At 48.3% G+C, this 21197-nt stretch carries 13 protein-coding genes and 2 tRNA genes; 3 read left to right on the top strand and 12 right to left on the bottom strand.

Annotated features, from left to right (window positions below; translation table 11 throughout):
• Nucleotides 1-10 precede the first annotated feature (10 nt).
• Nucleotides 11-87: transfer RNA gene (locus Q1A40_RS12125), tRNA-Met, on the top strand.
• 54 nt (nucleotides 88-141) lie between these two features.
• Nucleotides 142-218 (top strand) — tRNA-Met (locus Q1A40_RS12120).
• Between the two features lie 108 nt (nucleotides 219-326).
• Here Q1A40_RS12120 and amiC read toward each other — a convergent pair.
• A complete protein-coding gene (amiC, locus tag Q1A40_RS12115; RefSeq protein ID WP_300000406.1) occupies nucleotides 327-1577 on the bottom strand; it encodes an N-acetylmuramoyl-L-alanine amidase AmiC in 1251 nt (416 codons plus the stop codon).
• A gap of 223 nt (nucleotides 1578-1800) precedes the next feature.
• On the opposite strand from amiC, the gene argA reads away from it, so the two are divergent.
• Nucleotides 1801-3132: an amino-acid N-acetyltransferase gene (argA, locus tag Q1A40_RS12110; protein WP_300000404.1), complete on the top strand. Its 1332-nt coding sequence runs from the start codon at nucleotides 1801-1803 to the stop codon at nucleotides 3130-3132.
• Nucleotides 3133-3201: 69 nt separating this feature from the next.
• Here the strand turns inward: argA and recD are convergent, their stop codons facing one another.
• From recD to ptsP, 11 genes are all read right to left on the bottom strand, one after another.
• Nucleotides 3202-5043: an exodeoxyribonuclease V subunit alpha gene (gene recD / locus Q1A40_RS12105; protein WP_300000402.1), complete on the bottom strand. Its 1842-nt coding sequence runs from the start codon at nucleotides 5041-5043 to the stop codon at nucleotides 3202-3204.
• Complete coding sequence (gene recB, locus Q1A40_RS12100; protein ID WP_300000400.1) at nucleotides 5044-8586, bottom strand: exodeoxyribonuclease V subunit beta; 3543 nt, start codon at nucleotides 8584-8586, stop codon at nucleotides 5044-5046.
• On the bottom strand, nucleotides 8586-11474 hold the full coding sequence (ptrA, locus tag Q1A40_RS12095) for a pitrilysin (protein ID WP_300000398.1): 2889 nt from the start codon (nucleotides 11472-11474) through the stop codon (nucleotides 8586-8588). Before ptrA ends, recB begins: the two co-directional genes overlap by 1 nt.
• 144 nt (nucleotides 11475-11618) lie before the next feature.
• The gene (gene recC / locus Q1A40_RS12090) at nucleotides 11619-14993 is read right to left on the bottom strand and encodes an exodeoxyribonuclease V subunit gamma (RefSeq protein ID WP_300000396.1); all 3375 of its coding nucleotides are present in this window, start codon (nucleotides 14991-14993) and stop codon (nucleotides 11619-11621) included.
• 7 nt (nucleotides 14994-15000) lie between these two features.
• On the bottom strand, nucleotides 15001-15321 hold the full coding sequence (locus tag Q1A40_RS12085) for a prepilin-type N-terminal cleavage/methylation domain-containing protein (RefSeq protein WP_300000395.1): 321 nt from the start codon (nucleotides 15319-15321) through the stop codon (nucleotides 15001-15003).
• A 2-nt stretch (nucleotides 15322-15323) separates the two neighbouring features.
• Nucleotides 15324-15758 carry a DUF2509 family protein gene (locus Q1A40_RS12080; protein ID WP_300000393.1) on the bottom strand — a complete coding sequence of 145 codons (435 nt, stop codon included), beginning with the start codon at nucleotides 15756-15758 and terminating at the stop codon, nucleotides 15324-15326.
• Nucleotides 15755-16306, bottom strand: a complete 552-nt coding sequence (locus tag Q1A40_RS12075) for a prepilin peptidase-dependent protein (RefSeq protein WP_300000391.1) — start codon at nucleotides 16304-16306, stop codon at nucleotides 15755-15757. The genes Q1A40_RS12080 and Q1A40_RS12075 overlap by 4 nt, the downstream gene beginning before the upstream one ends.
• Complete coding sequence (locus tag Q1A40_RS12070) at nucleotides 16306-16770, bottom strand: prepilin peptidase-dependent protein (RefSeq protein ID WP_300000390.1); 465 nt, start codon at nucleotides 16768-16770, stop codon at nucleotides 16306-16308. Before Q1A40_RS12070 ends, Q1A40_RS12075 begins: the two co-directional genes overlap by 1 nt.
• Nucleotides 16771-16974: 204 nt before the next feature.
• The gene (gene thyA / locus Q1A40_RS12065; protein WP_300000388.1) at nucleotides 16975-17769 is read right to left on the bottom strand and encodes a thymidylate synthase; all 795 of its coding nucleotides are present in this window, start codon (nucleotides 17767-17769) and stop codon (nucleotides 16975-16977) included.
• 6 nt (nucleotides 17770-17775) lie between these two features.
• Nucleotides 17776-18651, bottom strand: a complete 876-nt coding sequence (lgt, locus tag Q1A40_RS12060; protein WP_300000387.1) for a prolipoprotein diacylglyceryl transferase — start codon at nucleotides 18649-18651, stop codon at nucleotides 17776-17778.
• A 297-nt stretch (nucleotides 18652-18948) separates the two neighbouring features.
• Entirely contained in the window at nucleotides 18949-21195 is a 2247-nt protein-coding gene (ptsP, locus tag Q1A40_RS12055; RefSeq protein ID WP_300000386.1) for a phosphoenolpyruvate--protein phosphotransferase, read from the bottom strand.
• Between the last annotated feature and the right edge of the window lie 2 nt (nucleotides 21196-21197).

Genomic DNA, 21197 nt, shown 5'->3' with positions numbered 1-21197 from the left:
AGTAGACGGACGCGGGGTGGAGCAGCCTGGTAGCTCGTCGGGCTCATAACCCGAAGGTCGTCGGTTCAAATCCGGCCTCCGCAACCAATTTATGCCACGGCATAGACAGCAGTAAAAATAGCAGTAACAGCAGTAGACGGACGCGGGGTGGAGCAGCCTGGTAGCTCGTCGGGCTCATAACCCGAAGGTCGTCGGTTCAAATCCGGCCCCCGCAACCAATAATCAAGGCACCGAAAGGTGTTTTTTTATGCCTGTTATTAACAGATGCTCAATATATAGCCAGCCCTGGCCATTGAACTCCCTTTTTCATATTTTCTCTATTGGGTCTATCCAAGCCGTGCCAGTGTGGATTGGTCAGCAAAGTAGGCTTTGATTCCTGCCAAAATCGACTCTGCAACTTCCTGCTGAAACTTTGCGGTACGCAGTTTACGCTCTTCCTCACGATTGCTCAGAAAGGCGGTCTCTACCAAAATAGAAGGAATATCAGGCGCTTTAAGCACCGCAAAACCAGCCTGATCGACACTGCTTTTATGTAGTTTATTTACGCGCCCCATACGCTGTAAGACTTCTTTACCAAACTTTAGGCTGTCGTTAATAGTCAGCGACTGCACCATATCGAACATCGTGTGGTCAAGATAGCGATCGCCACTTTTACTCACCCCGCCGATTAAGTCAGCAGCATTCTGGGTCTGAGCGAGATATTTTGCAGCAGTACTGGTTGCCCCTTTAGTGGAAAGAGCAAATACCGATGATCCACGCGCTGCTTCAGAGGTAAAAGCATCCGCATGGATAGAGATAAACAGGTCAGCACGCTGCTTCTGAGCCTTGGCAACACGCACTTTTAATGGGATAAAGATATCTTCATTACGCGTCATATAGGCTTTCATATTGCCTTCTTTATCAATCAGCGCTTTCAGCCTGCGTGCGATACTCAGGACAATATCTTTTTCTCGCGTTTTATTCGGACCAATGGCTCCAGGATCTTCACCACCGTGACCAGGATCGAGCATGATAACAATAGGTCTGTCACGCCCTGCTTTACCGGGCTGTGGTCCCTGCTGAGCTGGCATTTTTTTCTCCAGCTGACCGCTATTGTAATCTTCCAGCAAGGCTAACAGCGGATCTTGCTGATTATTCATATTGGCAGGATAAAGATCCATCACCAGCCGCTCTTTAAATTCCGCTACCGGTGCCAGGGCAAAGACTTGTGGTGTTACATTTTGTTTCAATTCAAACACCATGCGGACAGTCTTAGGGTCAAACTGCCCGACTCTTGCCGACCGAATAAAAGGATCGTCCGCCCTGATTTGGCTGCCTAATCCCTTCAGAACGGAGTTCAAATTTACCCCTTCGATGTCCACCACGACGCGTTCAGGATTACTGAGTGCAAACTGGCGATATTTAAGCAACTGGGTCGATTCCAGTGTAACCCGCGTGTAAGTGGATGCCGGCCAGACGCGCACAGCCACCACCTGGCTTGAAGCCGCAAAGCCAACTTTGCTGACACTCAATAGCCACACGGCACCTGCCCCCTGAAGTAAACGGCGACGACTAACGAACGAATTGGAATCTGACATAGCTCCCCTGAACAAGAGTGGGCATCTGATAATAATTTTTTGAGCCGAAAACTTTAACGAAACACGGTATTACTGTCATCTATAAAAGGGTAAACATTCGGAAAAGGATCTGCATGGATAATGAAAATAAATTTACGCTTTGAGGGAAATTGCTGCTTGCACCCGAGGTCACAATAGAATAAAAATACATTAAATACGAATATTCATGCAGTGAGGTTGTGTTGTGGTAAAGGAACGTAGAACCGAGCTAGTCCAGGGTTTTCGCCATTCTGTTCCCTATATTAATGCCCACAGAGGTAAAACCTTTGTCATTATGCTTGGGGGTGAGGCCATTGCACATGAGAACTTCTCCAGTATCGTGAATGATATTGGTCTGTTACATAGCTTAGGAATACGATTGGTCGTGGTGTATGGCGCACGTCCACAGATTGATGCCAATCTTGCCTACCATCATCATGAACCGGTTTACCATAAGCAAACACGCGTGACCGATGCCAAAACACTGGAGCTGGTAAAACAAGCGGCAGGTTTATTACAGCTCGATATTACCGCCAGACTTTCTATGAGCCTGGGTAATACCCCATTACATGGGGCTCATATCAACGTGGTCAGTGGTAATTTTATTATCGCTCAACCGCTTGGGGTTGATGACGGGATTGATTACTGCCACAGTGGCCGTGTACGCCGTATTGATGAAGAGGCCATTCATCGCCAGTTAGATAACGGAGCCATTGTTCTGATGGGCCCGGTGGCCGTTTCGGTAACAGGCGAAAGTTTTAACCTGACGTCAGAAGAAATTGCCACTCAGTTAGCGGTCAAACTCAAGGCAGAAAAGATGATCGGTTTCTGTTCATCTCAAGGGGTAACTGACGAACTGGACAATGTCATTTCCGAACTCTTCCCAGCCGATGCAGAGGCGCGCATCAAGACTATCGAAAGCACAGGTGATTATCACTCTGGTACCGTGCGTTTTCTTCGCGGTGCAGTAAAAGCTTGTCGTAGTGGGGTTCGCCGCTGCCATTTGATTAGCTACCAGGAAGACGGAGCGTTGTTACAGGAGCTGTTCTCCCGGGAGGGTATCGGTACCCAAATCGTGATGGAAAGTGCCGAGCAGATCCGCCGCGCCACCATCAATGATATTGGCGGTATCCTGGATCTCATCAGCCCGCTGGAACAGCAGGGTATTTTAGTCCGTCGTTCGCGCGAACAGTTGGAAATGGAAATCGATAAGTTCACCATTATTCAGCGTGATAACCTGACTATTGCCTGTGCTGCACTCTACCCGTTCCCGGAAGAGAGCATCGGTGAAATGGCCTGTGTTGCCGTTCATCCTGATTATCGCAGTTCGTCACGCGGTGAAGAGCTGTTGCAGCGTATAGCAATGCAAGCACGCCAAATAGGCCTGAACAAATTATTTGTACTGACAACGCGCAGTATTCACTGGTTCCAGGAGCGGGGCTTTATGCCAGTTGACGTAGACCAGCTTCCAGCCAGTAAAAAAGAAATGTATAACTATCAGCGTAAATCAAAGGTATTGATGGCAGATTTAACCTGAAAAACATGCGAGTAAAAGAGGGAACCCTGTTCCCTCTGAGATTGTCGACAAAGAGAACCCTGTATTCTCTTAAATGGCAGAAAAAATGGCCATCAGTCCGCTACGTCGTTCCGTTCCTGTCACGACAGCCTTATTCAGCACTTTTTTGTCCGCATACAGTGACAGACGTTTTTTAGCCCGGGTGATGGCGGTATAGACCAGCTCGCGGGTCACTACAGGAACAAACTGATTCGGTAGCACCAATGCTGCATGGTCAAATTCAGAGCCCTGCGATTTATGAACGGTCATCACCCAGGCCGTATCGTGCTGCGGCAGCCGACTGGGCTGCACCGATTTCACCGTACCATCTGGCATCGGGAACCAGACACGCAGCTCTTCCCCACTTTTCAGAGCGATACCGATATCGCCATTAAAGAGCCCGAGGGCACTTTCATTACGGGCAATCATCACCGGGCGACCGCTATACCAGCGACTCGCGGATTTTGCTGGCAAATGAATCAAATGCTCGCGCATCAAGGCCAGTTCAATGCGCTCATTCAAACCACTGACACCAAAGGGACCTTCACGCAGTGCACAGAGCAATTGGTAACGGCTAAAAGCTTCGAGGATAGCTGAGGGTTCAGCCCGAGCGTTAACCAGTTGCAAATAGCGACGATAACCCTCAACCACATCCTCTATCATCCCTGCATAGTCTTCGGTTTCCAATAAAATCCGATGAGAAATATCCTCGAAACCTGCGGAAAAAACGGCAGCAACACGTGGCAAATCACTATTATTCACAGCCAGAGCTAACTGACCAATACCTGAATTGTCACCAAACCGATAACTCTTACGCAGCAAACACAAACCGTCCTGGAGCCCACCTTCAGATACAGTTTCTCCCACGGGCACTTCACAACCCGTCAGGCGCCATAACTGCCCGGCACGTCCGGCTGAATAACCTTTATTCACATAATGGCAAATATCACCGAGTACCGCACCTGCCTCTACCGATGCCAGCTGATCCCTGTCACCCAAAAAAATAACCTGAGCATGTTGTGGTAAGGCGGCAATTAAACGAGCCATCATTGGCAGGTCAACCATTGACGCTTCATCTACTACCAGCACATCAAGATGGAGTGGGTTGCCAGCATGATAACGAAACTTCTGGCTTTGACGCTGTGCTCCGAGTAACCGATGTAAGGTACATGCGTCCCCCGGTAACAGATTTTTCTGTTTATCATTAAGCGGCAACTGACGCAGCGAAGAACCTAATGATTCAGTCAATCGGGCTGCCGCTTTACCGGTTGGTGCAGCCAGTTGAATGCGTAATGGCTTATCCACAGAGAGCTGTACCAGAGCGACCAGTAGCTTAGCAACCGTGGTCGTTTTACCGGTTCCCGGCCCACCAGAAATAACAGATATTCTTCGGGTTAAGGCGACAGCCGCCGCAACTTTCTGCCAGTCTGTTTGTTCGCTGGAGCCAAATAGCGTATCCAGCACAGCCCGCACCCTGGATTCATCCCACATAATTGCGCGGTTATGCGTTCCAAAAAAATCAGCCACTCGCTGTTCATTACGCCACATCCGGTTCAGATAGAGACGGTTATTAACAAGTTTAATCGGTGTTGCACTGTCATCATCGCTTACGGCATGGGAAGCCAGTAGCAGCGGAGCCCAGTCCTGAGGGTTGCCAGCCTCAGCAAATAGCTGAGAAGCCAGCTCAGGGGCACGTCCGGCAAACAGATACTCAGGGCAAAGACGAGACAGAGGCAGGCAAACGTGCCCCTCACCCGCATCACTGCTTAACAGCGCAGCGGCCAGCATCACCGCAGGTTGATCATCACTGGCCACCATCATGGCAAACTGTTCGTCTAATGCACTCAGCAGTTTGAGTTCTACGGCCTGATTAAGTAACTGCGACAGACTCATTTATACGACCTCTTCGCTATTACCAGCAAATAAACGATCCATTGCCTCGACCAGCGCCCAGTCCGGGCAGGTGGTAAAAATCCCTTGGCCTGGTTTATCTTGCTCTATTCCCCGTAAGAACAGATAAATGACCCCACCAAAATGCTGCTGATAGTCATATCCCGCAAGGCGATGGCGTAGATAACGATGCAGTGCCAGACTATAGAGCTGATATTGTAAGTCATAGCGATGAGACTTCATGGCCTGCTCCATTGCCTGCGGACTATAGGCACTTCCCTCTTCACCTAACCAGTTGGATTTATAGTCCAGCAGGTAATATTTACCTTGCCAGCAGAAAACAAGGTCAATAAACCCTTTCAACATGCCTTTCACTTCACGGAAATCCAGTGCCGGACAATCAGCCGACAGAGGATCATAATGCCTTATCAGTCTGTCGAGTTTGACTGACTGTAGCTCGCTGACAATCGGCAGATAAAACTCAAGTTCAGCATGTCGCTGTCGGGAAGTTAACTGTTGCAGGCTGACTCCGCTCGCATTCAACGGAGCCTTAAGAATCTCTGCCAGCCACCGGGTCATCATCGGTTGCCATTCATCACCGAACCCTTGATTACGTAGCTGTTCGGCAACCCATTCGCTGTCTACTGGTTGGTTAAAATCAATATTTTCAAACAGGCTATGTAAAAAAGTACCAGGTGAAGCTCCGCGTGGGAACGTATGTACCGTCAGTAACTGCGAACCTTCAGCAACGACATCACTCGCGGCATCAACATCAAGACGAGGCATTAGCTCCAGCAGTGAATGTCCGCCACGCTGCTGAAGCCCTGAATAACTGGTAACACGCCAATTATCGGCGACTGGTCGAGTTAAATAACGCACTGCCAGTTCTGGCCGTACTGTGACAATCGGTTGCCAGGGGGTATCATCCGGCGAGGATAACGTTTCAACGCTAATGGCATCACCTTCCAGTTGCTGTAACTGACTCGCAAGCCCTGAAGCATCCATCGCCGTGCCTTGTTGCAGTAAATATCCCAAAGCACTGAGATGCACATCAGTCAGTCCTTTTTTAGATCGAGAACCACGGAATAAAGGCGCGATACCGATACTGCAGTGCCAGACTGAGCGCGTCATCGCAACATAGAGCAAACGTAAGTCTTCCGCCAGACGCTCTTCTTCCACCATACGCTGGCTTTCTTCATCATCACTTAAGTCGAGCAGAGAGTTATAAGTGCTGCGATCGTGGTAGATACCGCTCTGTTGTTGGCGATAATTCGTCACAAAAGGTAGCCAGACCAGTGAATATTCCAAACCTTTTGACTTATGTATCGTCACCACTTGCACCAGATGTTTATCACTTTCAAGGCGCAATTGTTGGCTGGAGGCATTGTTATCGGGCTCAGCAATATGCTGACCCAACCAACGAACCAATGCATGTTCACTTTCAAGCTCAATGGATGCTTCTTGCAGTAATTCGCTGATATGCAAGATATCGGTTAAACGCCGCTCCCCGGCGGGAGTAGCCAGCAAATCTTCGGCAATTCTTCGTTTTTTAATTAAGGCCCGTAACATCGGCATTACGCCACGCTGATTCCAGAGCTGACGATAAAATAAAAACTCTTCAACCAACCTGTCCCAGTCAGTCTCACTCTGATTCAGTGCATCCAGCTCATGGGCATCCAGTCCCAGCATGCTGGTTGCCATTGCACTGCGCAACGTAGACTCAACCTCCGGGGCCAGTACCGCCTGTAAAATCCATAACAACTCACGAGCTTCCGGGGTGGCAAACACCGAGTCACGGCTGGAAAGATATACCGAAGGGATATTCAAGCGGCTTAACGCATCGCGGATAATTGTTGCCTCATGGCGGCTACGAACCAATACCGTAATATCAGAGGCAGCAACGGCAGCGGCGGTATCACCTTGCCACAACAACGCTTCCCCCTGCTGGCCCGCGGTCAGCCAGTCACGTATTTGTCTCGCACACTGCATAGCCATTGCTTGCTGATAGTCATTAACCCCTGTCCCTTCCCCTGGCTGGAGCCAGAATTTAAGCGCAGGCTGTGTTTCACCATACAGAGTAAATCGCGCTTTTTCGTTTTTCTTTGCAGATAAGACAGGTAAAAAAGGGATCTGGTTAAACAAAAAAGGCGATTCCACTTGCTGAAATAACCTGTTTACTGCCGCGATCATCGCCGGTGATGATCGCCAGTTGGTATCCAGCGTATAGTGCACACTTATCTCATTTCGTGCTTTGATATAGGTAAAAATATCAGCACCACGGAAGGCATAAATAGCCTGTTTAGGATCGCCTATCAGTAACATAGCGGTCTGCGGCTGTTGCAGATACAGGGAACGAAAAATACGGTACTGCTGTGGATCGGTATCCTGAAACTCATCAATCATTGCCACCGGGAAACGCTGGCGAATAGAGGCGGCCAGCCCCTCACCTCCCGGTTGATGCAAGGCGTTATCAAGACGACTGAGCATATCATCAAAGCCTAGCTCTCCCCGACGTGCTTTCTCGAACTGTACCTGGTCACGAATTTCTGCCAACGCACGAGTAATAACCAGGTTACGCAGCGTCAGTGGCTGAGCCAGCAAACTTTCTACCGCCACAAATAGAGGATGGCTGGGCACATCCCCCTTTTTCGTTTTTTCCGCAAGCGTTGCCTGAGAGAATTTTGCCAGTGCGTCCGGAAGCTGATAACTCAGCGTTTCTGCCTGCGCCCAGTCACCGACGATAGTAAGCCAGTTCGGCAAATGTTTACTGCTGTAACTCCGTTTATCCACACCCGAGTTTTCAATCAACGCCTGTAATTCGCCTGCAGCAACAAGCCACTGTTGTTTCAACGCATCGATACTGGCAATAATTTTGTTATGCAGACTGATCAGAGTTTCATCATCTGACGGACGCTGTTTAAGCGCCGGTTTTTCACCCTGTAGCCAGTGACTGATATCCCGTAATAAGGCATCAGGCCCGGACCACTCTTCACTGACGGCCAGAGCCACAGCTTTCGGTAACGGATAACAATGACGACGCCAAAAATCAGCACAAGCCTGGCGACGTAACGACGCTTCATCCTCCAATAGCTGCTGTTCAAACAGCATCCCTGATTCAAAAGCATTCAGACTCAACATGCGCTGACAAAAACCATGAATAGTAAAAATTGCCGCTTCGTCCATCTGTTGTTCCGCTAACAACAGCGTTCTCGCCGCCAGATTTTTATCTTCGATTTGAGCCAATAAACTGACCAGTAGCGGATTCCGGGTATGATTACGAATACAGGCGATTCGCAATTCATGAATATTCGAACGAATACGGCCACGTAACTCTTCAGTTGCGGCCTCAGTAAAGGTTACTACCAGCAACTCCTCCACCGAGAGGGGGCGTGGAAAGGCCTGAGTGCCCCCTAAGCCCAAAATAAGTCTTAGATAGAGTGCAGCGATAGTAAATGTCTTTCCTGTTCCTGCAGAGGCTTCTATTAACCGTTCACCGTGCAGTGGCAAGACTAAGGGATCAAGTGACTGAACGGTGATATCGGACATTATTTTTCTCTGGCCTCAGGTAAAGTTTGTTGTAACTCACTGACGGTATCCCACACTTTCCAGCCTTCAGGCTTGGCATAATCTGCAACACCACCTTCGCTACCAGAAACTTGTGACAGCATCGCCATACCCTGTCGGGCAATCACGGCTGAGTGGAAAAAATCAGCCAATTTTTGTGGTGTCAGCGTTTTAATTTGCTCGACTATTTTTTCCCTGGAGTCATAGGCGCTGTTACGTCTGTCGAAATCTCTGCTCAACTGAGACGCTTCTTCCGCCAGAGTTTGCGGAGCCTGTTGAATCAGGCCAATGACACTCTGCTTAATTTGTGCAAAATCCTCCGGGCTGATATCACGTAACCGTTGTTCAATCACCGGATAAAACTCAGTAAAACGCTGGTAGAGGTAGGCTGGCTGTTTATCACTGCTTTGAAGGACAAACCCCACGCCCCACTGCTGACCGATAGCCACAGGAAAAGCAGAGGCCACATAACCCAGCTGTTCTTGAGTTCTGAGCTGATTATAGAACCATGGCTGGATAATCTGACCAATCATTAAGCTGTAGGCTTCGCTGGTCGCTTCATCATAACCTGTTGGCACATAAACAGCCGACAGAGCAGAATCACTGCTGCTTCCTGGCTGCTGAAAAATAACCTGATTCTTTTTATCGATAAGAAGAGTTTTGTTTCGAGTCCATTCAGACCCCTTCAGCTTCAGCGCATCTCTGACATTAAGTGCAAGTGCTTTTGTCTGTTCCGGGGTGATATTACCCACTATCAGGAACTCTGCACGTGAGTTACTTTTTAAATTTTCACGATACTCCAGGAGGTCTTTCAACGTTAATGTCGGTAATAACGCTTTGCGATCCTTGCGTTGAAAATAGGGTAACTGAGAGATAACCTGGGCTGGAAGCAAAGCTTGTTCATAGGCTTTGCCTTTATCCGCGGCATCCAGTATCTGAGCGTACCAGGACTTGGCCTGGGTGAATTGCTCTTCTGTTGGAGTATAAGAAAAGTACCCACTCACTAACTCTTCAAAAAGCTTGGGTAACTGTTGGGTATAACCATTAGCAGTAATCATTAATCCACTATTGGCATGCGAAGAAAAACCAATTCCACCCACCGCAGCCCGCTGGCTCAGTTCATCCAGAGCTAAACCGGCCAGATAGTCATTCAGGGCAAACAGAACCTGGTGTTTCATCGTGTTCATGGCATCAGGGTTACGCAATATCATGGTGACATCCACCTTCGGCTCCCCCGAAAAATAATGACTTGGCATATACATCACCCTGACATTATCTTCATTCAGCAACATTTCCGGGTGCGAGTACTGTTTATCTGCATGATAGACGGTGAAATTATCCGGAATATAGGGGTTCAGCACCGGCAAGTCGAACTTCAGAGCATCTGCTTTTTGCTGCCATGTCGCCATAGTCTGGCTCGAAATTTTATCGACTTTATAGGGCGCATCAACGAAATAAGCGGTTTTATCATGGGGTTCTTCAGGGCTGATATACCAGATGCGTGCATTCTGCGGTGTCATTTCCTCCATGCGAGCGTGGATTGACGCAGGGTCAAATTTATCTGCAATATTTACCGCATCAAGAGCATGAGATACCGGAACACGCAACATCATATCGCCCAACCATTCGACATAATCCATATCACGCGTAATAGAAGGATATCGAAAGTCCAAATCCAGAACATGAGAAAGCTCGTTGAAATAACGCTTATCAATGCCTTCTGTTTTTAACGTATTAATATAGGAGAAAATGGCTGCCACAACGTCATCACGATTAGCCTGTCCTTTATCAGTCAGGGAAACAGTGATAGAAAATACACCGCTATTACCGGTTGCCATAGGATCAGCACTGGCACTAATGCTGTCAGCAAGTCCCTGCTCTTGTAGCCAGTCAGAGAGTGTATTATGGCTACGATTACCTATCATATAGCCGATTAGCTCGTCGGTTTTACTCCGAAATTTATCGCTATTGTTATCGATACGAAATTCAACACGTATTGCTTTGCGCGGTACGGCTGGCACATAGTGAATAAAAATCCCTTTTTGGGCCTCAGTAACCACAGGAACATTAATCACAGGTGGTTCAATATTTTTATTCTCCACCAAACCATAAGTATTTGCGGCAATTTCAGCCAGTTCTGGTAAGGGTTTATTGCTATAGATAATCGCTCGCATCAAATTTGCAGAGTAGTATTTATCCCGGAAAGTTAATAATGCATCCCGCAGTAAGCTGTCTGGTTTATCACTGAGCGTTTCTAGATTTCCACCGGAAAAACGTGAACCAGGATGTGCCGGATTCAACGTTTCAGCACTGACCTGAGCCATACGCATTCCGTCGCGAGAACGCGCCATGGTTAATTCTGAATTAACAGCGTTGCGTTCGCGATCGGCATATTTTTGATCCAGAGTCGGTTCTGCAATAGCATCAGCAAGGCGCTGAACCGCTCCCGGCAAGGCATCATTTTCCACTTCCAGATAATACGCAGTGCGATAAGGTGCAGTACTGGCATTATGGCTGCCACCGTGTTTTTTGAGATATTCAGCCAGACTATCCGGGTCCGGATACTTTTTAGACCCCATTAACGTCATATGTTCAAGATAATGAGCAAGCCCGGGATGCGCATCCGGATCGGCGAGCGATCCTACCGGAACCACTAAAGCAGAAAGTGATTTAACGGCCTGAGAGTCCGACACCAGCAGCACTATCATGCCATTATCTAAACGAATTGCCTGATACTCGCGAGGATCTTTTTCGCTTTTTCGAATGGTGTCAGGAAGCACCTGCCATCCACTCTCCGCATAGGAACTGGGTGCCCAAAGGGCAAAAATAGACAAACAAATAACAGTAAATCTCTTGATGCGTTTCGGCATAAAAAAACCTCGTCTTACGTACCTATTACTCTCAAATTTTGTCGAGTCAGCCGACTGAAATTTTGACTACCTGACATAGACACGAAGTATCAAAATGCATCATAGATGAGCTACAAGCGCTAAATTATCATGACTCACTTTTGTTTAGCTTTGGTTGAAACGAAAAACCGGTAACAGATAGTTTTCAGCCTCACTGATAATCGCTTTGTAGTAATTCTCATCCAATGAGCGATGCAAGCGTTGTAACCAGATATCGGCACCTTCCCCCTCAACCAGGGTATTTCCTTCCCACGTAGAAACAAGCTTGTTTCTTGCTTTTAGCTGAGTCTGTTCATCCCATAGAATGGCATCTTGTTGCGGGTCATAACAAGTCTTTAACCATGCTCCACCACTTTGCGGCAATAGCAGCAGCGGCTGATTAACGCCTTTTTTATAACCTTCAATTAACTGCTCCAGGTAATACTTCGCCTGCTCTTTTTTCATCAGTGGAAAGCTCCACTGTGACTCTTTACGCCCAAACATGTGGCTTTCGCCATTTCCCCCTGATGCAGACCAGACAAGATGTTCAAGCCATAATTGTAAGCCGTGACCAACCGTCAGAATCGAAGGCCGCCAGCGTAACAAACCATGCGGCTGAACATCAGACAGCCATCCCGTAAAACGAACACCGGCAATAGACAGATCCACTTCCCAATTTTCTGTCGGCTGGCGTGCAGCAATGATTTTTTCTGCCAAAACCTGCATTTCTGCTTGCTGTTTTTCCCAGATAATTTCACCGAATGCCCCATAGGGTAACTCGCCAGCAGCCCGATATCGGGTGAAGAGCTGCTGGGGATCGCCCTGTTCAATTAGGGTATTAAGTACCTTTTGATTGAGTAAGAAACTTTCAAGTGAATCAAGCGTAAAAGGCTCGCTATCGGGTAATTCAGTTTCATCAATATGGAAATTAACGCCTAATCTGGTTTGGAAAAATGCGCGTACCGGATGCCGCCAGAAACGCTGTAATTGTTCCAGAGATATTTCATCTAACGGGAGCGTGGGTAAGGGCTCAACAATAAAGGGAACATGCGCATCGCCTTGTTGATTAGCAGCAGCAAACCATTCCTCAGCAAAACTTTGGGCTGCGTCTTCAGGCAGGTAATTTTCACTGGCAAAAGGAGTACGGGAATGCTGCACAACTAAATGTTGTTTCACTCGCTGGCTGCTGGCATCAATATCCAACAGATCATCGCCCGGTAAATAGTGACTATTAACGATATAGTCCAGTAACTCCTCAACTAATACTGAAGGGTAGCGGCGGCTGTTGTCCTGAATAGAACGGCCAATATAGCTGATATATAAACGCTGCTCTGCGGAACTCAGCGCTTCAAGAAACAGATAACGGTCATCATCACGCCGGCTTCGGTCACCACGCTGCGGATTCTGACCTATTAAATCAAACCCTAATGGGGCAAGAGTACGAGGATAAACGCCATCATTCATCCCCAGCAGACAAACCACTTTAAACGGAATGGCACGCATCGGCATCAAGGTACAGAAATTGACCTGCCCGGCCAGGAAGCGCTGACTCATTCTTTGTTGATCCAGCCGCTGTGAGAGCGCACCACGTAACAGAACCAGTGATACTGGCTGGTTATAAGCAGCCTCAACTCCCTGCTCAAGCATCTCCTGCCACTGGGATTCAATTAACGCTAAAGCCTCTTCAGATTCGCTATCAGTCTGGAAGAAACAGGCCAGCATCTCTTTGCATAATGGCAACCACTCTTCCAGTGTTCTCGGTTGAGCCAAAACGTGTCGCCATTGATTAAGGCGCATTAATAACTCAGCCAGCTGCCCGACCAGACGGGCAATTAAACCGCTCGACTCATCAAACGGCAGGACGGAATCCCAGACGCCAGTCTCACTTTCCATGGCATAGCCCAGCAGCATACGTGTCAGACCAAAACGCCAGGTATGTTGCCCTGTTGCCGGTAATGCTTGCTGCCGAACATTGTCGTCATCCAGCCCCCAACGGATGCCGGACTCACTAACCCATTGACGTAAATAACGCAGACCTTCTTCATCAATGGAAAAGCGGTTAGCCAAAGAAGACACCTCCAGCAGCGCCAGTACATCTTCAGCCAGGAAGCGGCTTTCCGGTAACGAAAGTAAACTGATAAAGGCCTGCAGCGCCGGGTGAGCGTGACTGGCACGACGATCGGAAAGAGTAAAAGGTAACCAGCGATCGTCACGAGCGTTACCAAAAACAGCCTGGATAAAGGGGCTGTAGCTGTCGATATCTGCAACCATTACAATGATATCGCGTGGTTTTAAGTTCGGATCATCCTGTAGCATTGCCAGGAGTTTATCATGCAGGATCTCGACTTCACGCTGAGGGCTGTGGCACTCATGAAAGGTCACAGAGCGATCGTTTGGATCCAGCAGTTGCTTACTGTCACTGCGATTAAACTCTTCCTCTGTCAGCCCCAGCACGGCACTATTTTTTAACTCCAGCAGATCGTATTGCAGTTTGTGTAGCAAATTGTCTGGATCAACATCGACAAAGACATCGATCTCTTCAAACTGCTCCAACTCTGATAGCAGATAAACATAATCCCTTCCCAGCTTACCCCATGAGGCCAGCAGTGGATTAGCCGTGTCCTGTTCTCCAAGAATATTAAAGAGTGCTGCCGCACTGTCATTATTTTTAAATAATGCATGCTCATTGTCAGCTAAATGACGACGACGACGGCGCTGAGTCAGGCGCGCCAGAAATGCAGAGTCTTTAATATCCCCCCAGTAATAGCGGCAAGGATTAGTAAATAAGACATGAATATCAATATGTTTACCCAGTGCCTGCAGAGCCTGAAGATAAACGGGAGGAAGTGCAGAGATACCGCAAAGAAAAATACGAGAAGGCAGTCCCGGGGGGCAGGTATCACTCTCCTCAAGTTTGCTGATAAAACGCTGATAAAGATTAGCACGGTGCCATTCAGGATGACCTAAATCGGCAGTATAACGAACTAAAGCCGCCCACAGCGGCGCCTGCCACTGTTGCGCTTCTCCTGCATTATCGACCCACTCTCCCTTTTCCCAGTGACTTAACCAAGCGGGGCGATACACCAGATACTGATCGTAGAGGTCTGCAATACGTGACGCGAGCTGGAAAAGTTTACGGTTATTATCATCTGCCTGGAGATAGTGCTTTAATTGAGCAAAGGGCGCTTCAGTAAGCATCTCCGGGATAAGCGTCATCAATTTCCAGCTCATACTCTGTTTATTAAAAGCACTCTGCTCAGGAATGCCCGGCAAAACAGCGCTGAACATTTCCCAGATAAAGCTCGCCGGTAATGGAAAATGGATATTCGCAGCGATGCCAAATTTTTGTGCCAGCGTCATTTGTAACCATTGCGCCATCCCCGTGCTTTGCACCAGTACGACCTCTGGATCCAGAACATTTTCCAGGGGCTGGCGTTCAACAATGAACTCCATAATTTCTTCAAGCACATCAAGGCGATTGGAATGGTAGACACGCAACATAAAATCGCTACTCCTGATTAGAATGAGGTAACGGACATATCCGTTTTGATAACTGCCCGAAACGTCTCTGGGGGCTGGTTATCGTGACACTGATACAAAGACAATCCCCACAGGATATCTGTTGTTTCTGAACTAGCCACCCGTCCGGCAATGGTGGAGATTCAGGTTCCGTTTGCTCAAGTGCATAGCGCCAAAGTTGCCGGGTCTGCCATTGGGCCTCTCCCCCTTGCTGCAGTCCGCGGTGATAATTCAATAGTAAAATAATGACTACGGCAAACAGCACCAGTGAACATAATGTTTCGGGTAAGCTAAAACCGCGCTGCTGCATGATTATGATGCCAGATTACAGCGTGTTTTATCGCTTAAGGGACAATAATCCAGCCATCCATGGGCGTTTGCTATAAATTTACCTTTTTTCAACCATCCCCATTGCCAAAAAACCAAACTTTCAGACAAATTGCCATCCATTAAGGTTCCTGCCAGTAATACTTCATTCCCTTTTACTTGATACAAACAAGCATGCAGCCCAGAAGATGCTTCAGTCTGGCATTGCCGGTGTTTCTGCGGCGACCAGTGAAGCCCTGTCCCCCATGCCAGTGCCGACTGCGCACCAGCATGGCGGACTATCAATCTGACTTCCTTTATTCCCCACTGCCGTTCGGCAGCAAGATAAGACGATAATCCGGCCAGCATCATCAACCCTAAGAGCAACAGCATCAATACCATCAGGACTGTGCTCAGCCCGGCTTCGCGGGATAAATTCATAAATTTTCGCCTCTGACAATATGCCGCACTGTAATTGATGACGAGCTATGCTGTTGTCTGGCGGTCAGATTAATAACCAGCAATGGCGGCCCCACTTCGCGTAACAGCTTTATGACGGAGAAATGAGTCAGTGTCATCAATTCAGGATCAGAGATGTTTTCCCATAACTCACCGGTAAATTCTTTCGTTCCTTTAAGAATTTGCAACGCTCCCTGGTGTAAACGATAACCTGTCTGTGTGTACTCACCGACGATTGAATTCCCCGGTTCGGGTGCTTGCCACTGAATCAGCACTCGGCTCCCGCCTTGTTCTATTTGCAGAGCCGGGATCCTGCAGACGCCCCGGCAGTATCCTGCTCGTTGAAGATGCTTACCGATACGGTATGCAAGCTGCCACACAGACTCACGCACACAGGCAGACTGATAATCACGCAGAATATTCCGTTGCTGCATGGGGATAAGGCGCATCACCCCCAGCAGCAGTACGCTACTGAGCGCTAATGCCACTAAAACTTCAATGAGCGTAAAACCCTGCTGCCTGAGTCGCATTATGTCTGCTCCGCCAGAGCAAGGATGCGGATACGCCCCCAGACCGAAAGGATAATCTTTCGCCGCCCTGCGGTATTGCTTAAAATAATATGTCCGGGCTTTGCTGTATTCATCACCCCATAAAACCCCAGTCCGGGGGTCATTTCGGTTATCAATACATCTTTAAAGCGTGGAATGAATTGCCGCGGGCTTGTCGTTATACAAGGCTTGTCAGCGTACTGTTCTGTCGTGAGGCACCAGCGATCGCCTTGCTGCCAAAGAGTCAGTATATGGTCACGATTCAATCCGTTAGCATCGCTACGCAAATGGCGCAGAAATTGGCTGAGCTGATGCGCGGTTTGCCAGAGCCGCTGATGGTGCTGCCATTGCTGAAAGCCATAAATAGCACCGGAGCTCAAAATGGCAATCATCACCATAACAACCATCATTTCTATCAGGCTGAAGCCCTGTATCATCTTGTTCATGGCATCAGTATGCCTGTTATGAAATAACTGACCAGTCACTAAACCACAGACACCGAATATCCTCGAAATAACTCGATGCCGTTGCAGAAAATTTCATCATCTTTCTAGGTTTTCTCGAAAAAAAACCCATAAGCCGCTACAGGCTTATGGGTTTTTATACCCGTCATTTTCGGGTGACTTGATGTGGTTCAGAACATCAACAGCTTAAATCGCCACAGGTGCTTTAATCGCAGGATGTGGGTCGTAACCAGTAATGTCAAAGTCTTCAAAACGATAATCAAACAGGGATTCGGGTTTACGTTTGATAACCAGCTGCGGCAGAGGACGAGGTTCACGGGTCAGCTGCAGACGCGTCTGCTCAAGGTGGTTGAGATATAAATGCGTGTCTCCCCCTGTCCAGACAAAATCGCCCACTTCAAGGTCGCACTGTTGGGCTATCATATGCACCAGTAACGCATAACTGGCGATATTAAACGGCAGGCCGAGGAAGATATCGCACGAACGCTGATAAAGCTGACAAGACAGCTTGCCATTCGCAACATAGAACTGGAAAAAGGCATGGCAAGGTGCCAGTGCCATTTGCTCCAGTTCACCAACATTCCATGCGGAAACGATAATGCGTCTGGAATCCGGGTCATTCTTTAGTTGCTGAATAACGGTGGTGAGCTGATCAATATGACGACCATCTGGTGCCGTCCATGAACGCCATTGCTTACCGTATACCGGACCTAAATCGCCGTTTTCATCCGCCCATTCGTCCCAAATCGTCACATTATTCTCATGCAGATAAGCAACGTTGGTGTCCCCTTTTAAAAACCACAGAAGCTCATGAATAATCGAGCGCAAATGACATTTTTTAGTGGTGACTAAAGGAAAACCTTCCTGCAGATTAAAGCGCATCTGATGGCCAAAAACAGACAAGGTTCCGGTGCCGGTACGGTCATCTTTGGGAGTGCCCTCTTCAAGCACCATCTTCATCAAATCAAGATACTGTTTCATATCACCTCAGGATAATTGTGGTTGTGGACGACGGCGATAGGCCCAAACCATCATGATAGCACCCGCCACCACCATAGGAATCGAGAGGATTTGTCCCATGCTGATATATTGTACCCACTCCCCGGTAAACTGGGCGTCAGGTTGACGGAAGAATTCAGAAATAATGCGGAAGATACCGTAACCGATTAAGAACAAGCCGGATACCGCGCCCACAGGGCGGGATTTACGCACAAACACATTCAGAATGATGAATAAGACAACGCCTTCCAGTAACAACTGATACAACTGTGAAGGGTGACGTGGCAAGCTACCGTATTGATTAAACAAGGATTGCCATTCAGGATGGCTGGCCAGCAGACCGATATCTTCTCTGCGTGATTCCGGGAACAGCATTGCCCATTTAAAGTTTGGATCAACGCGGCCCCAGAGTTCGCCGTTGATAAAATTACCCAGACGCCCGGCCCCTAGACCAAAAGGGATCAGGGGAGCAATAAAGTCAGACACCTGGAAAAATGAACGTTTGGTTCGACGCGCGTAAATGATCATCACACAGATGACACCGATAAGCCCGCCGTGGAAAGACATTCCGCCATCCCATACTTTGAATAAATAGAGCGGATCGGCAAGAAACACCGGGAAATTGTAGAAAAAGACATATCCCAGTCGTCCACCAACGAATACGCCGACAAAACCAGCATAGAGCAAGTTTTCAACTTCATTTTTTGTCCATCCACTACCCGGACGGCTGGCACGACGGCCGGCAAGCCACATCGCAAATATGAAGCCGATAAGGTACATCATGCCGTACCAGTGCAGGGAGATTGGCCCGATGGAAAAAAGTACCGGATCAAATTCAGGGAAACGCAGATAGCCACTGTTCATCTGTCACCACAAGCCATTGTTACACCACCAAAAGTGGATGGCGGAATTACAAATACGCATTATATCTCCAAAATAATTCGAGTTGCTTGTAAGCACAGAGCGAGGCGTGACGATGAGCATAGACAAACTATGTAATTCAGCACGCGGAGCTCCGGCAACCCCAGGCAACTTGAAGTATGACGGGTATTAAAGAATGCGCTCCGAAAGCAACGCATCATAGCATAAAGGCTGGAAGTGATTGATTAACGAAGTTGTAAAAGATGTGTAATGCTATTTTTTATAGCCAGACAAACGTACTTAACGGCCACCACGAATCAGGCCGCCCATACCTCTTTTTTCCATAAATTCAGTCACCTGATGACTCACTTCAGCCGTCGTCTGAGCGTTAATACTGGCTATGGCCAATGCTTCAGCGTCTTCTCTTTCAATATTGCGTAGCAAGTATTTAACACGCGCCACTGAGCGACCATTCATGGATAAATGTCGATATCCCAGTCCGACCAGCAGGGCGACACAGCGTGGATCTCCCGCCATTTCACCACATAAAGCGAGATCGATACCGTAGCGTCTGGTTTCTTTAGCTATCATATCTAACGCCTGCAACACTGCCGGATGCAGGCTATCGTAGAGACTCGCTACTCGTGTGTTATTTCTGTCCACCGCCAACAGGTATTGGGTAAGATCATTGGTTCCAACAGAGATAAAATCAACACGGCCAGCCAGATGCTTAAACATAAACAGCATCGAGGGAACTTCAACCATCACCCCTAAACGCAATTCAGGTAGCGCATAACCCAAAGAGGCCTCAACTTCCTGCTCTGCTCGCTGGATAAGTTTGCGTGCCTCATCGAGTTCTTCAATGCTGGTTATCATCGGTAAGAGGATACTAAGGTTACTGGTCGCCGCATTCGCCCTGAGCATTGCCCGCACTTGAATTAAAAAAATCTCGGGTTGATCGAGCGTGATACGGATTCCGCGCCAGCCAAGAGAAGGGTTTTCTTCGCTAATCGGCATATAGGGAAGTGGTTTGTCGGCCCCGACATCAAGCGTACGTAAGGTCACAGGTTTATCATTAAACAGCTGTAGCATGCCCTGATACTGCGCAATTTGCTCTTCTTCGGAAGGGAAACCACTCTGTAGCATAAACGGAATTTCAGTACGATACAGGCCAATACCGTCAATGCGTCGCCCCAGTTTACCTTCATGTTCAGGACTTAAGCCTGCATTAAGCATCACCTGAACCCGTTCACCGCTTTTCAACTGACCAGGTTCATCGGCTTTATCCTCGACCAGGCGACTGAGTTCATTTTCCTCACTCACCAGGCGCTGATACTCTTTTAGCAGTATCTGTTCCGGCTCAACCAGTAATTCACCGCGATAACCATCAACAATCAGCATGCGGCGATGCAAGAGCGAAGGCTGAATATCCGCTCCCGTTATGGTAGGAATACCTAATGCACGCACCATGATCGCAGCATGGGAATTCACCGCACCATCGCGCACAACTATTCCGGCAAGACGATTTTGCGGTAATTCAGCAAGCGTTGCCGCTGAGAGTTCATCTGCCACCAGAATAAAACGTTCAGGCCACGTGTTAGGGCTTTGAATGGTGTCGTCGAGATGAAACAGAACCCGCTGTCCCAGCGCTCTTAAATCACCGGAACGCTCTTTTAAGTAACTGTCCGTCAGACTGGCAAACTGAGCTGCAAATTTTTCAATGACCTTTTTTACTGCCCATTCAGCAACAGAACCGCTGTCAACTTCTGCAAAAAGTTCTCGCCGTAACCGGGTATCACTGAGTAAGTGAGAATATAAGTCAAAGATAGCCGCCGTTTCTTTCTGTGCTCCGGCCGCGAAACGCTTACTATAACGCCGAAATTCGGCCGCCGACTCCTCTAATGCCGTCATCAGACGCTCACGCTCAGAGACAATATCCAGCGTCGAGGCTTCGGATACCTGTTCTATCAGTGGCAGTGTGGCATCAACCCAACCTTCCGCAATGGCCACGCCCGATGAGGCAGGTAGTGCACGAATACGCGTGTGCCGGTACTGCCTGAACAAACCAGTTAGCTGAGACTGAGATAAAATAGCAGCAACTTGGGTCGCAAGCGTAACCAGAAATGACTCTTCGCTTTCATCATATTGGCGTAGCTCACGTTGCTGTACCACCAAAACGCCCAGCAACTGTCGCCGCTGGATAACCGGAACCCCAAGAAAAGCACGAAAATGTTCTTCTTTTACGGAAGGAATGTATTTAAAGCTGGGATGCTTTTGGGCATCAGCCAAGTTAATAGGCTCTGCAAGCCGCCCAACCAGACCAACAATACCCTCATCGAATGCCAGCGTCACCGAACGGCCTCGTGGTTTTTTTAAACCACGTGTGGCCATTAGATAAAAACACTGTCTGTCATTATCGGCTAAGTAGACGGAACAGACTTCTGTATCCATCGCCTCGCAGATTTCAGTCACCAGTGTATCCAGCGCCTCATTAAGGCGCGGGGCACTGGCAACCTTTTCGACAATTTCTCGCAAACGAGTTAGCATCT

It is taken from the genome of uncultured Cedecea sp. (assembly GCF_947498825.1).
Taxonomy (GTDB): Bacteria; Pseudomonadota; Gammaproteobacteria; order Enterobacterales; family Enterobacteriaceae; genus JGM124.
This window is presented reverse-complemented; position numbering and strand designations above follow the sequence as displayed.